At 61.5% G+C, this 14595-nt stretch carries 13 protein-coding genes and 1 tRNA gene; 4 read left to right on the top strand and 10 right to left on the bottom strand.

From position 1 onward, the window contains the following. Positions 1–20: 20 nt before the first annotated feature. The 3 genes from CRD15_RS06670 to mca form a co-directional block, all read right to left on the bottom strand. Positions 21–791, bottom strand: coding sequence for an isoprenyl transferase (locus tag CRD15_RS06670; protein ID WP_034979370.1), 771 nt, complete (start codon positions 789–791; stop codon positions 21–23). 10 nt (positions 792–801) lie between these two features. Continuing rightward, positions 802–1248, bottom strand: coding sequence for a hypothetical protein (locus tag CRD15_RS06665; protein WP_051873967.1), 447 nt, complete (start codon positions 1246–1248; stop codon positions 802–804). 62 nt (positions 1249–1310) lie between these two features. Then, entirely contained in the window at positions 1311–2240 is a 930-nt protein-coding gene (mca, locus tag CRD15_RS06660; protein WP_187402202.1) for a mycothiol conjugate amidase Mca, read from the bottom strand. A 110-nt stretch (positions 2241–2350) separates the two neighbouring features. Here mca and CRD15_RS06655 point away from each other — a divergent pair, with 110 nt between their 5' ends. Together CRD15_RS06655 and greA are read left to right on the top strand one after the other, a co-directional pair. Continuing rightward, entirely contained in the window at positions 2351–2788 is a 438-nt protein-coding gene (locus CRD15_RS06655) for a DUF4307 domain-containing protein (RefSeq protein ID WP_034979373.1), read from the top strand. Positions 2789–2918: 130 nt separating this feature from the next. Then, positions 2919–3440, top strand: a complete 522-nt coding sequence (greA, locus tag CRD15_RS06650; protein WP_034967277.1) for a transcription elongation factor GreA — start codon at positions 2919–2921, stop codon at positions 3438–3440. Between the two features lie 900 nt (positions 3441–4340). Here greA and CRD15_RS06645 read toward each other — a convergent pair. After that, positions 4341–5246, bottom strand: coding sequence for a Bax inhibitor-1/YccA family protein (locus CRD15_RS06645; RefSeq protein ID WP_043014692.1), 906 nt, complete (start codon positions 5244–5246; stop codon positions 4341–4343). 218 nt (positions 5247–5464) lie between these two features. Here CRD15_RS06645 and CRD15_RS06640 point away from each other — a divergent pair, with 218 nt between their 5' ends. After that, the gene (locus CRD15_RS06640) at positions 5465–7066 is read left to right on the top strand and encodes a succinic semialdehyde dehydrogenase (protein ID WP_034994231.1); all 1602 of its coding nucleotides are present in this window, start codon (positions 5465–5467) and stop codon (positions 7064–7066) included. Here CRD15_RS06640 and CRD15_RS06635 read toward each other — a convergent pair. From CRD15_RS06635 to CRD15_RS10220, 3 genes are all read right to left on the bottom strand, one after another. Further along, complete coding sequence (locus tag CRD15_RS06635; RefSeq protein ID WP_034975503.1) at positions 7063–7761, bottom strand: SDR family oxidoreductase; 699 nt, start codon at positions 7759–7761, stop codon at positions 7063–7065. The two genes, CRD15_RS06640 and CRD15_RS06635, sit on opposite strands and share 4 nt — an antisense overlap. A 119-nt stretch (positions 7762–7880) precedes the next feature. Next, complete coding sequence (locus tag CRD15_RS06630) at positions 7881–9566, bottom strand: bifunctional ADP-dependent NAD(P)H-hydrate dehydratase/NAD(P)H-hydrate epimerase (RefSeq protein WP_370546934.1); 1686 nt, start codon at positions 9564–9566, stop codon at positions 7881–7883. After that, positions 9475–9804 carry a deoxyribodipyrimidine photo-lyase gene (locus tag CRD15_RS10220; RefSeq protein ID WP_083303452.1) on the bottom strand — a complete coding sequence of 110 codons (330 nt, stop codon included), beginning with the start codon at positions 9802–9804 and terminating at the stop codon, positions 9475–9477. The genes CRD15_RS06630 and CRD15_RS10220 overlap by 92 nt, the downstream gene beginning before the upstream one ends. Positions 9805–9959: 155 nt before the next feature. Between CRD15_RS10220 and CRD15_RS06620 the strand changes: the two genes are divergently transcribed. Beyond that, positions 9960–12059, top strand: a complete 2100-nt coding sequence (locus CRD15_RS06620) for an acyltransferase family protein (RefSeq protein WP_187402201.1) — start codon at positions 9960–9962, stop codon at positions 12057–12059. A 141-nt stretch (positions 12060–12200) separates the two neighbouring features. Here the strand turns inward: CRD15_RS06620 and CRD15_RS06615 are convergent, their stop codons facing one another. The 3 genes from CRD15_RS06615 to CRD15_RS06605 form a co-directional block, all read right to left on the bottom strand. Beyond that, on the bottom strand, positions 12201–13364 hold the full coding sequence (locus CRD15_RS06615; protein WP_187402200.1) for an acyl-CoA dehydrogenase family protein: 1164 nt from the start codon (positions 13362–13364) through the stop codon (positions 12201–12203). A gap of 171 nt (positions 13365–13535) precedes the next feature. Continuing rightward, positions 13536–13609: transfer RNA gene (locus CRD15_RS06610), tRNA-Leu, on the bottom strand. Further along, the gene (locus CRD15_RS06605; protein WP_187402199.1) at positions 13600–14583 is read right to left on the bottom strand and encodes a Ppx/GppA phosphatase family protein; all 984 of its coding nucleotides are present in this window, start codon (positions 14581–14583) and stop codon (positions 13600–13602) included. Before CRD15_RS06605 ends, CRD15_RS06610 begins: the two co-directional genes overlap by 10 nt. Positions 14584–14595: the final 12 nt, after the last annotated feature.

The raw sequence follows: 14595 nt of genomic DNA, 5'->3' as shown, positions 1-14595 counted from the left end.
ACGCCCTAAGCCCTTAGCCCTTACAGGCCGAAGCGCCGGTGCCGCTGCGAATAATCACGCAGGGCGCGCAGGAAGTCCACGCGGCGGAACGCCGGCCAATAGGTATCCGTAAACCAAATCTCCGAATACGCGGACTGCCACAACAGGAACCCGGACAGTCGCTGCTCCCCCGACGTGCGAATCACCAAATCCGGATCCGGCTGGCCGGAAGTGTACATGTGATCTCCCAGCGCCTCTGCGGTGATCGCCTCCGCCATGTCCTCGGGCGCGGTGCCCTGTTCTGCTAGCTCTGCCACGAGGGTCTGCACCGCATCCACGATCTCCTGGCGCCCTCCGTAGCCCACGGCGACGTTCACCCGCACGCCCGTGTGGTCATCCGTCTTGGCCTGGTTTTCTTCCAGGCGAACGCGTAGCTGCTCCGGCAATAGTTCTAAGTGGCCAACGGTGCGTAGCTGGAACCCGGCGTCCGAATCTGCCAATTCCTCAGCAACATCGCCAATAATGCTGCACAGCAACGACAGCTCCTCTTTGGAGCGCTTCAAGTTTTCGGTGCTGAGCAGGTAGACCGTGACGGTCTCAATCCCTAGCTCATCGCACCAACCGCACATTTCCGCGATCTTCTTCGCACCTACGCGGTGGCCGTGCGACACATCCGTGAACCCGTTTTCGCGTGCCCAGCGCCGGTTACCGTCGGCCATGATGGCAATGTGCTTCGGCCGCGGTTTATCACGCAGCGAGCGCGCCAGGCTCGCCTCATATGCCGGGTAGAGCAGTTGGGGGATGCGGTTCACAGTTTTGATCCTACTGCTTCGGCGGTTCTTCGCTGTTTGCGTCCGGCGTGGTGTTCTTCTTGGCGCCCTTCTTATCGACGCCCTCAGCCCGCGCCCGCTCAGCGTCAATAGCGGCGGGGCCAGTCAGCGTGCCGGAGGCGGGAAGGAAACGCTCGTCGGTCTGGGGAACCTCGGTGCGAGCGAACATGGATCGCTTGCCCGCAGTGTCGTCGAATCCCTCGGCCTTCATCGCCGCCTCGAGCTTTTCCGTATCGAAGAGGTCAATTCCCCGGGCATCTGCGAAGGCCCGTCGGCGCTCTAGCCGACGAATGCGCTTGTTCATGGCGAAGCCAATAAGCAACACAACCAGCAGCAGAATGACGATCACGAACAGGCCGATGGGTGCGGCCTTGCCGAACTCGGCACCCTTCGGGCCGGTGCGCTCGGCCTGCGCCAGGATCCAGGTGGCGGTGTTCATCGCGGGAAACTCCTTCTATTCTTTGCCCATTAACTGTAGTTTGTTCGCCGTCAGCGGGAAACTTAGACATCGCTGCGGCCTGTGCACGACTCGGCATCAAGACCTGCGAACAAATCCGTTTCCGGCAGCTCGCTGTGCACCCGCGACTGCGCGAGCTCGAACTCCTCGGTCGGCCAGATCATCTGCTGCAGATCCGTATCCGCCAGGAAGAACGCTCCATTGGGGTCGATCTGGGTGCGGTGTGCGCGCAGCGCATCGTCGCGGCGGGGGAACCACTCGCCGACATTGACCCTGGTAGTTACGCGGGAGAAGATGTCCGGCAGCTGCTTCCACATCTCCAGGTGCTGCAGGACGTGCTCTGGTAGGCGCACTCCCCGCTCATACATGGCGGTGGCCAAGTCCTCGAAGCGTTGACGGATGAAGCCGTGGGTGTAGTACAGTTTCTTCACTTCCCACGGTTCCCCCAGCTCGGGGTGGTAATCGGGGTCGCCGGCAGCCTCCCAGGCACGCATAGATACAGCATGCACCTTAATGTGATCCGGGTGCGGGTAGCCACCGTGCTCGTCGTAGGTGATGATCACGTGCGGGCGGAACTCCCGCACTACCCGCACGACGTTCTGCGTGACTTCTTCCGTATCCTCCAGCGCAAAGCAGCCCTCCGGCAACGGTGGCTTCGGGTCCCCCTCTGGCAAGCCCGAGTCGACATAGCCCAGCCACTCGTGTTCCACGCCCAGAATGGAGGCCGCCTGCGCCATCTCCTCGCGGCGAACCTCAATCATCTCGCCGATCCCCTGTTCAGCCAGCTGCTGCATCTCCGGGTTCAGAATGTCCCCGCGCTCCCCGCCCGTGCAGGTCAGCACCTTGACCCGGTGACCCTCGTCAACATAGCGAGCCATGGTGGCCGCACCCTTACTGGACTCGTCGTCCGGGTGCGCGTGGATCGCCAACAAGCGATAACGCGGGGTGTCTACGGAAGATGTCTTATCACTCACGTCAATACAATCTACTAGCCAACCTCGCCCTTCCCAATAGAGCCACCAGCGCAAAACGGGCCGGGGACGAAGGCGTCATAAAGAATAGGGTGGGCTAGACTAGAGGCATCATGAAGGCGGCAAGAAACAGCACCCAAGAAGAGCGCTACGGCACAACGCGCAACCAGAAGTTCTCCGGAAAGATCGTCGTGGTGATTCTGGCGCTCATCCTGGCCGGGACGCTGAGCTACGCGGTGACGCAGTTCATGCGCACATCCGATGCCGACGTGACGGCGCAGGAATCTGGCGGCAAGATCGTGTCGGATAACCGCATGACCATGAGCATCGACGTCACCCGCAAAGACCCCGCGAAAGCCGCGTACTGCATCGTCACCGCGCTGGACTACGACAAGAACGAGGTCGGCCGCCGCGAATTTGTGATTCCCGCCGGGGGCGAAGAAGTCACGCGCTTCAACGTCGACATCCCCACCCGCGAGCGCGGCTATGCCGCCACTGCCTATGGCTGCTCCAGCACTCTGCCGCCGCACCTCAACGCGGACGGCAGCTAAAGCGCCATAGTTAGCGCCCTGGCACCTCGGCGCCGCATGTCTAGGTGCTAGACTTTGCACGCCTACTGATTAATCTTTTGACGCCCACGTGGATCACCGCGTGAACCCTCAACAAAGACGGGAGAACCCAATGGCTGACAACCAGACCCGCTGGCTTACCCAGGAATCCTACGACCGACTGAATGCAGAGCTGACCGCTCTGAAGGAAAACCGCCCGGTGCTGGCTGCCGAGATCAACGAGCGCCGTGAAGAGGGTGACCTGAAGGAGAACGGTGGCTACCACGCAGCCCGCGAGCAACAGGGCCAGGAGGAAGCACGCATCACCTACCTGGAGGAGCTGCTGGATAGCGCCACCATCGGTGAGGCTCCGCAGGAGTCCGGCGTGGCACTGGTCGGTTCCGTGATCCACGTGTACTACGACGGCGACGAGGATGATAAGGAGACATTCCTGATCGGTACCCGTGGCCTGGAGTCTTCCAACCCGGACCTGGAGACTTACTCCACCGATGCGCCGCTGGGTGCGGCCATTGTGGGCGCCAAGGTTGGCGAGACCCGCGAGTACCAGACCCCGGCTGGCGACACCGTCTCTGTGACGATCGTCGCCGCTGAGCCTTACGACCCTGACCTGGACGTTCCGCGCGCGGAGCAGTAGTTACTACAGTTACTACTTGGCCGGCACTGGGTGGCTGGCGGCTTTAGCTGCGGCTCTAGTCGGCTGCGGCTGGCTCCTGTTGTGCTGGCTCCAGTTGTGCGGGCTCCTGTTGCACTGGCTGGCCGTCAATTGCTGCCGGCCTTGGCTGGTTGCGACCGGTGGTAAGCAAGAAGGGCGCCTTCGGGCGCCCTTCTTGCTTTTCTCTGCCTTTCAGGCCTCATTTTCTCTGCCTTTGAGACCTCCCGGCAGGCCCCATTGCCCCTCTCGGAGGGGTTAGATGTCGGAAAAGTTGCAATTTGTTATTGGGGAGCATTCTCACTTACCTAAACCTACAGGTCAGAACGTTTTGTTGCTCACACGTCGTTGGCGGAGATTCTGGTTTTGCAACTTTTCCGACATTTCCCACCCCGCTTCCGTTTCTTGATCCGTTCTTCCCCCTACTCCCTTCCCTTAACCCAATCCTCAAGGGTTTCGTTCCTCAAGATTTCCTCAAAATGTCGCCAGTTCCAGACCGCGCCAGGGTGAACCTCGCCAAAACAGAGCTACAGCGGAGTGAATGTCGTTAGAACGGGAATACGTTATTGCAAACCATTATCCACTACAAGAACGTGCAGGTCAGGGTGTTGCAGTTTTATCAGGCTGTCTGGCCGCGCTCACTCATTCCCGTTCTAGCGACATTTCCCCCTGCCGACCGTCGCGCATTCCCGTTCTAGCGACATTTCCCCCTGCCAACCGTCACGCATTCCCGTTCTAGCGACATTTCCCCGCCCTAGCAGCGAAATCCCCTGCAAACCGGCAGAAAAAAGGGGCTTCCAGTTAACCGGAAGCCCCTCAACTGACAGCGCTTCAGCGCTAGCCCCATGAAGCCTTAGCCTCTAAAAGCCTTATCCTCTCAAAGTGCTAGTCCCTGAAGTAGGACAGCAGGCGCAGGATCTCGGTGTACAGCCAGACCAGGGTAACGGCCAGGCCCATCGCAACACCCCAGGCCATCTTGGACGGCGCGCCTGCGCGGACCAGACGGTCAGCCTGATCAAAGTCCAGCAGGAAGCTCATTGCAGCGATACCAATGCAGACCAGGGAGAAGATGATGGCGATCGGACCACCGTCGCGCAGGATGCCAGCGGAGCCGGTAACCAGCGCGAACACCAGGTTGCCCAGAGCCAGAACCAGAACACCGATCATGGCGCCCACCAGGAAGCGGGTGAACTTCGGAGTTACACGGATAGCACCGGTCTTGTAAACAAACAGCATGCCGATGAACACGCCAATTGTGCCGAGAACTGCCTGGGCGATGAGCATGCCGGCGTCCGTATCACCAACCGCAGCGCCAGAAATCAGGAACGTAAAGCCACCAACAAAGAGGCCCTCGAAGGCCGCGTAGGTCAGAGTGACAGGGGCAGAGTCGTACTTCTTACCGAAAGCCGAAACCAGAACAGCGATCAGGCCACCGATCATGCCGACGAAGGTCAACCCCATCGCCAGCTTGTCGTCATTCAGGCCGATGATGAAGTTCACGACTGCCAGGGCGACAATCACGGCCAGGGTGATGCCGGTCTTGGTGACAACATCGTCAACAGTCATCGGACGGTCGGCGGCACCTGCCTGGCCGTAGTTGGCAGCATCCTGCATGCCGTAGCCCATTGCGGCGGTCTGCACGCCGCCGTGAGCGGAGGTCGCGTAGGGGTTCATCCCCGGCTGACCATAACCGCCCTGCTGGGCGTAGCCACCCTGGTTGCCTTGCTGTGCGAATGGGTGCTGGCCCTGATTCTTGGCCAGCGACCCCATGAACGGGTTCGAGCTTTTCATTCTTTGCACTCCATTGTTTTGCTGGTCATTTTTGAAAGCCGGAAGCTACCGGTCGACCCGCGTATGGCCGAAAAGTGAACTTCCGCTGCTGTCGCGTACATCCTACCAACGTCTAAGGCTTCTCAAATGTTCCCGACGCACCCCTCCCGCATATCCGTTTGCTTAGAAATGTTCTAGAACGAACACTTGTTTGCGGTCTTTTAGGTAGTCTCCCAAACATGAAACGAACCAACTACAAGCGCCTTTCTGTCGCCGCTCTGCCTGCCGATCTGGAAACGGAGCTGCGCGACCTCACCACAAACGCCCGCCTGCACAACCTCAACGACGACTACGACGGCAAGCGCCTGGATATCGAAGCCCCGTTCCTGGGCGAGACCATCGGCTGGGTCGCCAGCGGTTCCGCCGAGGACGTGACCGAGGCTTTCCGCTTTGCCCGCCGCGCCCAGCAGTCCTGGGTCCACGTCCCCTTCGCCGAGCGCAAGCGCATCTTCCGCCGCTTCCACGACCTAGTCCTCAAAAACTCCGACCTGCTGTGCGACATGGTGCAGCTAGAGACCGGCAAGAACCGCGCCAGCTCCTTCGACGAGGTCATGGACGTCGCCAACAACGCGCGCTACTACTCCAACAACGTCGAGAAGTTCATGAAGCCCCGCAAGCGCGCTTCGGCGATGTCGATCATGGCGAAATCCATCGAGTACCGCCATCCGTTGGGTGTTGTCGGCCAGATCAGCCCGTGGAACTACCCGCTTTCCCTGGGTATCGGCGATGCCATCCCCGCACTGATCGCGGGCAACGCCGTGGTCGCTAAGCCCGACTCTGCTACCCCTTTCACGTCGCTTTTGATCTTTAAGCTTCTTTTTGACGCCGGATTGCCCCGCGACCTGGTGCAATTAGTTACGGGTTCAGGCCGCGTGGTTGGTAGTGCCATCGCGGATCAGTGCGACTTTTTGATGTTCACCGGCTCGACGGCAACCGGCAAGGTTCTGGGCGAGCAGGTTGGCCGTCGCCTGGTGGGCTACTCTGCCGAGCTGGGCGGCAAGAACCCGCTGATTATCGCAAACGATGCGGACATTAGTTACGCCGCCCGTGGCGCGGTGGATGCCTGCTTCTCCAACTCCGGCCAGCTGTGTGTTTCCATCGAACGTATCTACGTCGAGCGCGCTTCCTACGAGGATTTTGTCGGCACCTTTAGTTCCCGTGTGCAGGCCATGAGCCTGGGATCCGGGTTCGATTGGGAGATCCAGATGGGTTCCCTGGCTTCTGCCGACCAGCTGGCAACCGTGGAGAAGTACGTGGAGGACGCCCGCGAGAAGGGCGCCAACATCATCTGCGGCGGTAAGAAACGCCCGGACCTGGGCCCGTACTTCTACGAGCCAACCGTGCTTACAGACGTCCCGCAGGACGCGCTGCTGCGCACGGAAGAGGTCTTTGGCCCTGTGGTCTACATCGAGCCGGTCGATGACCTTTACGACGCGATCGAGCTGGCCAACGACACGGACTATGGCCTAAACGCCTCTGTCTTCGCAGCGGATGACACTGCATGGCAGATCGGGCCGAAGATCGAATCCGGTTCCGTTGCCCTGAACGATGGCTACACCTCTAGCTGGGCGGCCATCGATAACCCAATGGGTGGCATGAAGGAATCCGGTGTCTCCCACCGCCACGGCGCGGAGGGCTTGCAGAAGTACACGGCTACGCAGAACGTAACCTCGCAGCGCTTTATGTACTTCCGCGGACCGGAGTCCATCAGCCGGAAGACTTTCTCGAAGATCATGCTCGCCCTGTTGAAGAGCGGCAAGACTTTCCGCCTGCTGCCCTAGCGCCCGTTGGCGGGGCGGATCGTCAGCGCCTCCACCATCGCGTCGTCGGTCGCGTCGATGGCCAGGCGCACGGCCTTCGCCACGGACTCCGGGCGCAGGAACTGCGTTTCGTCATAGTCGGCCTCGGCCACACCACGGTGCGCCTGGATCTCGCGCTGCATATCCGAATCGACCTTGCCCGGGTGGATGGAGCTTACGCGGATCTTGCCGCGCTGTTCCTCCCGCAGGGCATCCGTGTATGCCCGCAGCGCAAACTTCGTCGTGGCATAGGGGCCGAAACCCACGCTAGAACGGTAGCCCGCGCCGGAGTTGATCGTCACCACGGTGCCATGGGCGGCTTGCAGGGCGCCCAGCAGCTGCCGGGTGAGCTCCGCGACCGCGAACAGATTGATGTCGAAGGCGTGTTTCCACTGCTTAGGCGTGGTTTCCGTGACCGGATCGTGCGCCACCACTCCCGCGGAATGCACCAGGACATCCAGACTTTCCAGCCCCAACTCAACCACCGCCGCCGCAATGCCATCCGTATCGGCCAGGTCCGCCACGAAGCCTTGCGCGCTCGGGAACTGCGCAGCCACGTCATGGGCGGACTCCGAGCTACCGCCGATGATCAGGTGGTAGTCGTCCTGCAGCTCTCGCGCAATCGCCAGGCCAATGCCTCGAGTGCCGCCGGTAATCAGTGCAATCTTGCGATCCATTGCTCCATTTCCTTTCCTCTTCCCTTCCTCGTTGGGGCTTTCTCTTACTGTTCTTGTTTTTCTTGTTGTTCTTGCTCGCGTCCGAGAGCCTAGCGCTGCGACTTTTAACGCTGTAGCTTCTAGCGCCCAGCAACCGACCCCAACCACGCCGTCGCATGCGGGATGTGTTGCGCAATCTTCAGCGCCGAGGTCGGTGCGGGGCCGTACGGGGTAAGGGAAGCTATATATGACGCCGCAGCGTGCAGCGCCACTCCGACCGCAGCCGTATCGACCACGTAGTCTGCCTCGCTAGTTTCAAATTCGGACTGCCCGGCCTCGGCGTAACCACCATCGCGGGCGCGTTTGCCCGCATCCCGCGCCACCAGAGCACCCAGGATCCCCGCCAGCACATCGCCGGATCCCGGGGTTGCAGCCCACGAAGAGGCAGTATCGACAACCACCGTGCGCTGCGGGTTAGCGATGATGGTGAAGCGCCCCTTAAGCAGCACAGTGCAGTTCAGCTCGCGGGCCAGACGCTCGGTGGAGGTGATGCGATCCGGCGATTCCTCTGGCAGCCCCGCAGCCTTGGCAAGCCTGTCAAACTCCCCGTCATGCGGGGTGAGCAGTACGGGGGCGTTGCGCGCACGCAAAGCCTCCAGAACGTCTGGGTTCTTGGCTAGGACGGTGATCGCGTCGGCGTCCAAAACAAGGGGCTGCACCATCTCGAGAACGGCGAGCAATTCCTGCCGAGCGTCGCGATCCGTACCGCGACCAGAGCCGACCATGCGTGCCTGCACCTGACCTGCTGCGCGAACCGTGGGGTGCACGATGACCTCGGGTGTGGTGGCGAGGACGTACTCAGGGTGTTCGCCGATATAGCGCACCATAGAGCTGGTGGTGTTCACCGCTGCCAGGGTGGCCAGCACTCCCGCCCCTAGATAGTCCTTACTACCTGCGCAAATACCTACCACTCCACCGGAGTACTTGTCGTCGGTCGCGCCTGGCTCCTCCGGCAAGGTGCCCGGCAGCGGCTCCGGGGAGGCGAAGGGAAGCACCGACCGCTCCGAGTCGAGGAGTTCCACCGGAGTGTGCCAGAGGCGCGCGGAAGGCTCGGGGCGGGTGCCTTCCCTAGCTGCGAGTTCGGCGGAAAGCAACGAGCGCGAACCATTGTCCAAGCCAATGTCCTCGCAGATCACGACTCCGCAGGACGCGTTCAGGCCGTGGGCACGGCGCAACCCACCGAAAGTAATGGTCGCGTCGGCGTGAACGTGGCGCCCAGGTGCCTTACCCGTATCCGCGACCACGCCGCTGGGGATATCGATGGCCAGAACGCGCGCCCCGGAGCCGTGTTCGGATGAAGCGTGCTCAGCTGTGCTGTGTCGGATCGTGCTGTGTCGAGTCGTGCCGTTTCGGGCCATGCCGTGTCGGACCCTGCTGCGCTGCGCTAAGCGGAGGAAATCGTCAACGTCTGCGGGGATCTCCCCGCGCCCGCCGAGGCCAAACATCCCATCGATGATCACGCCGTAGTGCTCTGTGGCGGCGGCATGGGGCTCGGCGGGCAGATCAACGAAGCGCCCACCGGCAGACGTAAACGCCCGGGCGGCGCGCTGGTGTACGTTGTCGATTCCATCGAGTGCATAAGCGACCACGCTTGTCCCCTGCATCCCCAGAACAGCGCCGGCGTAGAGAGCGTCGCCTCCGTTGCCACCGGGGCCGACCAGCAACATCACGGGGTCACTCGTGTCCGCCAGGAGTTTTTCCGCCACCGTTGCCACTGCATGCGCGGCGGACTGCATCAATTCGTCCTCGTGCTGCTGGCGGGCCAACAGGGCAGACTCGGCGGCACGGATGTCCTCGACTGTGTAGAGAGTGCGCATGACTCCCATGATAGGGATCCGCGGTGCTACATTCCGCGGCGCGATCCAGCCCGGAAGTTGCCTCGCGGATAAAAACCGGTAGAAGCGTAGCACCCCTACGTGAGGCCTCTTCGACAGCCCACGTGAGGGCGTCATTATCAATCAACCGCAGGTCATCGCGGAACCAGATGATCGTTTCCAGCGCCACTGGCTACCTCCGCAAAAGCTCCTTAGAAGTTGCGTAGCATTCCTGCGAGTTTGTTTCCTAAAGACTACCCGAGGGGATAGACTCCAAAGTCTGAACCGATGCGCCGAGTGGCGCACGAGCAACCCCCCATTTGGATAAAGGTTCCCCTTCGATACATGCCACGCCCGATTAGTAAGAACCAGCAATACGTATCTGGCCTCGACGGGCTGCGGACGATCGCAGTCGCCGTAGTAGTCCTCTATCACCTGCATATTCCCGGTTTCGTTGGCGGGCTCTTGGGAGTCGGCGTGTTCTTCACGCTGTCGGGTTACCTCATCACCGGCAACCTCATGCGCTCCTGGGACACAAAGGGTCACCTGAGTCTGGGCACCTTCTGGTTGCGCCGCTTCCGGCGCCTCATGCCCGCTGTGATCATCGCGCTGATCGCCACCCTGATTCTGGCGGCGGCGCTGACCCGCGACAAGCTCACCGACCGCTTCTGGGAGGCACTGTCCAGTCTGTTCTACGTCAACAACTGGCACACCATCTTCCAAGAGAAGTCCTACTGGGATAACTTCGGTGGGCCCAGCCCGCTGAGCCACATGTGGTCGCTATCGGTCGAAGAGCAGTTCTACCTGATCTGGCCTCTGCTTCTGCTTGGTCTGCTGTTCGTCACACGTTCGCGCACTGGTGCGTTGGCTGGATCCTTCCTGCTGACCATTGTCTCTTTTGCCTGGATGTGGATCGTCGCCTCCCCCGGGATGGATAACACCCGGGCGTACGAGGGCACGGATACGCGCGCGGGTGGCCTTCTGCTGGGAGCCTGCTTGGCGATCTGGCTTTCCTCGCGCCGTGCAGCCGGAAAGTCCACGCAGCCGGCCGTGAAGATTGCGAACCTGTTCGGCTTTATCGGCTTGGCAGGCATCGCTGCGCTGGTGTTCTTCGTCGAGCAGGAGTCGATGTTCCTATACCACGGCGGGTTGATTCTGCTGACAGTGGCAACAGCTCTGGCGATCTTCGCCGTGCTACACCCGGCAAGCATCTGGAGCGCCGTGTTGGGCTTCGGCCCCATACGCTGGCTCGGCGAGCGCTCGTACGGCATCTACCTCTGGCACATGCCGGTTATCGCCTTCATGCCGCAGACTTGGCTGGAGCAGCACAAGCTGCTGGGCAGCGCCATCACCATCGGTGTGAGCGTAGCCCTGGCTGCTCTCAGCTGGACCTTGGTGGAGGATCCGATCCGCCGAAACGGTGTGATCCCACCGATCAAGGCGTGGCTGCGCAGCCGCAAGGCGGACCGCGAGGTCGGCGACACGTCCGGGGCTGCTTCCCGAGGCATTATCCGCCACCCCTTCCCCGCCTACATCGCTTCCGGCGCCACCGTCATCTTGGCCGCCGTGGTTGCTATTGGTGCGACGCCCATTAGTGTCACCCCCAGCAACGCTCAGCAGGGCGCTGGCGCGGGTCAGGGCGGTCATCGTGCCATGGAGCTGAACCCAGCCGAACGCCCCGCCAACGCCGGAGCGGCTGGGGCAGCTGGTGGGGCGAAAAAGCCCGACGCCAACCCGCAGGCTCAGGGGCAGGACAAGGGCAAGGCCAAGGCTTCTGCATCCTCACTGACGAGCTGCAAAAAGGTTGTGCACGTGGGCGACTCCACCTCTATCGGCATGTTCTCTACCGACCAGGTAGAGGATCCCAAGAACACAGCGTTTGAAACGTATGTGAAGTATGGAGCCAGCGAGGTCGTGGACAGCGTCTTCGGTGCCCGCGCGACCACAGAAGGCTGGCAATCCCCGGACGGTTCACAGAACTACCCCTCCGCCGTGGATTCCGTGAAGGAGCTGCTGCCGAGCGCCAGTGGCCCAGATACGTGCTGGGTGATTGCAACCGGTGTGAACGACGCTGCGAACATCGCCGCCGGAGCGACGATGGAATCGCCAGAGCGCATCCGCACCATGATGGATCTACTGCGCGACCAGAAGGTTCTGTGGCCGACGGCTACGACCAATACCAACGAGGGTTACTACGCCAAGTCCAACATGGAGACCTTTAACCAGGCTCTGCGGGATGCACAGAAGGACTACCCCAACCTGTGCATTTACGACTGGGCTAGCGAGGCCAAGCCCGAGTGGTTCGCCCTGGATGATTACGCGCACTACGGCGCGAATGGAAACACGCAGCGCGCCCAGCGCTTCGCAGCGGCCCTGGCCAAGGCCTACCCGAAGGACAAGGATGGTCAGCCATCCGACGAACTGATCGTCAACTCTGGGCTGTAATTCTGGGCCGTAATTCTGGGCTGCAACTCGGAGCTTCTCATCTCCCGGATCAATAACGGCGGCACGGGCTTCGAGCTGGCTGTGATGTGAACCAGCCGCGCCGCCGGAATCCCCCGCCCCGCCCCCGCGGGGAGCCGCCGACTAGTCCAGCTTGAACTCGCGGGCGATCAGCAGCTTCATGATCTCGTTCGTCCCGCCATAAATGCGCTGCACACGCGCGTCTGTGTACATGCGGGAGATCGGGTACTCGCGCATAAAGCCGTAACCACCGAACAACTGCAGGCAGCGATCCGCTACGGAACTCTGCAGATCGGAGGCCAGGTACTTCGCCGCCGAAGCCTGCGCTGTGGTTAGCTTGCCCTCGATATGGAGCCCCGTGCAGTGATCGGTAAGGGTCTTCGCCGCCAGCGTCTCACTCGCGCACTCTGCCAGCACGAACTGCGTATTCTGGAATCCCAGCAGCGGTCGGCCGAACGCCTCGCGCTCATTGACGTAACGGATGGTCTCGCGCACGGCGCCTTCGCATGCGGACGCCCCGGCGATGGCCAGGATCAAACGCTCCTGAGGTAGCTGCTGCATCAGTTGGATGAAGCCTTTGCCCTCCACCCCGCCGAGCAGGTTGTCGGCGGGGACGCGCATGTCAGTGAAAAACAGTTCGCGGGTGTCCTGACCCCGCTGGCCGATCTTGTCCAGCACCCGACCGCGCTCGAAACCCTCCAGCTCCTTGGTCTCTGCAACGATGAGCGACAATCCCTTACCACCCGGCTGCTCGTTCGTGCGGGCGACGATTACGACAACATCGCAGTGCGTGCCGTTGGTGATGAAGGTCTTGGAGCCGTTGATCACCCACTCGCCGCCATCCAGCTCTGCCCGGGTCTTGATGGCCTGCAGATCCGAGCCGGTGCCGGGCTCGGTCATGGCAATGGCGCCAACAAGCTCACCACTGGCCATTCCCGGCAGCCAGCGCTTGCGTTGCTCCTCGGTGCCGAGCTGGTAAATGTAGTGAGCAACGATGACGGAGTGCACACCGTTGTGCCAGGCGGAATCGCCAGCCAGGCCGAGCTCCTGCTGGATCACTGCCTCGTGGGCAAAGGTGCCGCCACCTCCGCCGTATTCCTCGGGGATGGAGGCGCACAGCAGGCCAGCCTCGCCGGCCTTGTTCCAGAACTCCCGCTCCACCTGGTGGTTTTCTTCCCACTTCAGCTCGTTGGGGGTGACTTCCCTGGCGATAAACTCGCGGGCGTGCTGGCGTAGGGCGTCCGTTTCTTCGGTTTCCCAGGTGGCGCGGTAGTTATCCAGAATCATTGCAGTGGCTCCCTCGTGAGTCTCGTGAGTCTCGCTCGTCAGTATCGAAACACCAGCGCTTAATTTTGCTGGCGAAATACTTTCTTGGGAGCAACGGTACAACAGCACACCCTTGCCCTTCCCCCACATTCCAAAAACTCGAGCCTATTTTCCGCTATTGGAAATGAAAAGTCCCCCCAGTCGGACTCGAACCGACACTGAACGGATTTTAAGTCCGCTGCCTCTGCCAATTGGGCTATAGGGGGCGTGCCATGACTCCTGCCAGCACTCCGTCCAATATATCTTTCTCACTAATTGTGATCTCACTAAGCCCCCAGTCTAGAAACTGGCTTGTGAAGGCATCCACCACAATCGCACCGCCACCGATCACATCCGCACGGCCCGGGTGCATCGGCCCGTATTCGCACCGCTGCGGTGGCGTCAATTCCACCAGCGAACGCGCCGTAGACCGGAAGTCTTCCAGCGACAGGGTGGCCATGTGGATGCGCTCCGGGTCGTAGGACGAAAGCCCCAGGGTAAGGGCGGCAAGGGTCGTCATCGTGCCAGCCACACCAACGATCTGGTCGACAGTCCGCAATTCTACGTGCTCGCGAACCTTGCCCAGCAGCTCCTCCACAAAGGCGCGGGCTTCCGCGACCTGCTGTGGGGTGGGCGGCTGGTCCACCAGGAAGCGTTCCGTCAGCCGCACACACCCCATATCCGCAGAAAAGGCCTGCGGTTCGCGCCCCGGACCGTGCACCACGAACTCCGTGGAACCGCCACCAAGGTCGATCACGCAGATGGTGCGTTCCTCGGCATCGGGCAGGTCGGTGACGGCACCGCGGAAGCTAAGCTCTGCTTCCTGCTCCCCGGAGATCACCTGTGCGACCGCCCCCTCGCGCACGCGGCCGAGGTGGCGGCGGGTGATCTCGAAGAACTCTTCGCGGTTCGTGGCATCGCGGGTGGCGGAGGTCGCGCCCATCATCACGTCGACCACCCCGTATTCCACCATCCGGTCGGCGTAAATCTGCAGAGCCTTGTCTACACGCTCCAGGGCTTCATCGGCGAAACGACCCGTCGCGTCTACCCCCTGCCCAAGTCGGACAATGATGTTATCCCTATTTAGCTCTTTGACCTGGCCATCCGACGTACCTTCACTGATCAGCAAGCGGATGGAATTGGTACCGCAGTCGATGGCGGCAAAGCGAGGATTGGCGGATTCGTTTGGGGCAGCACTCATGGTTCCCAGGCT

It is taken from the genome of Corynebacterium sp. LK28 (genome assembly GCF_014335105.1).
GTDB classification, from domain to species: domain Bacteria; phylum Actinomycetota; class Actinomycetes; order Mycobacteriales; family Mycobacteriaceae; genus Corynebacterium; species Corynebacterium macclintockiae.
This window is presented reverse-complemented; position numbering and strand designations above follow the sequence as displayed.

Excerpts from the sequence above, each read along its gene's own strand:
- CRD15_RS06665 (WP_051873967.1), bottom strand. The coding sequence starts at position 1,248 with ATGAACACCGCCACCTGGATCCTGGCGCAGGCCGAGCGCACCGGCCCG.
- CRD15_RS06655 (WP_034979373.1), top strand. The coding sequence starts at position 2,351 with ATGAAGGCGGCAAGAAACAGCACCCAAGAAGAGCGCTACGGCACAACG.
- greA (WP_034967277.1), top strand. The coding sequence starts at position 2,919 with ATGGCTGACAACCAGACCCGCTGGCTTACCCAGGAATCCTACGACCGA.
- CRD15_RS06645 (WP_043014692.1), bottom strand. The coding sequence starts at position 5,246 with ATGAAAAGCTCGAACCCGTTCATGGGGTCGCTGGCCAAGAATCAGGGC.
- CRD15_RS06640 (WP_034994231.1), top strand. The coding sequence starts at position 5,465 with ATGAAACGAACCAACTACAAGCGCCTTTCTGTCGCCGCTCTGCCTGCC.
- CRD15_RS06635 (WP_034975503.1), bottom strand. The coding sequence starts at position 7,761 with ATGGATCGCAAGATTGCACTGATTACCGGCGGCACTCGAGGCATTGGC.
- CRD15_RS06620 (WP_187402201.1), top strand. The coding sequence starts at position 9,960 with ATGCCACGCCCGATTAGTAAGAACCAGCAATACGTATCTGGCCTCGAC.
- CRD15_RS06615 (WP_187402200.1), bottom strand. The coding sequence starts at position 13,364 with ATGATTCTGGATAACTACCGCGCCACCTGGGAAACCGAAGAAACGGAC.
- CRD15_RS06605 (WP_187402199.1), bottom strand. The coding sequence starts at position 14,583 with ATGAGTGCTGCCCCAAACGAATCCGCCAATCCTCGCTTTGCCGCCATC.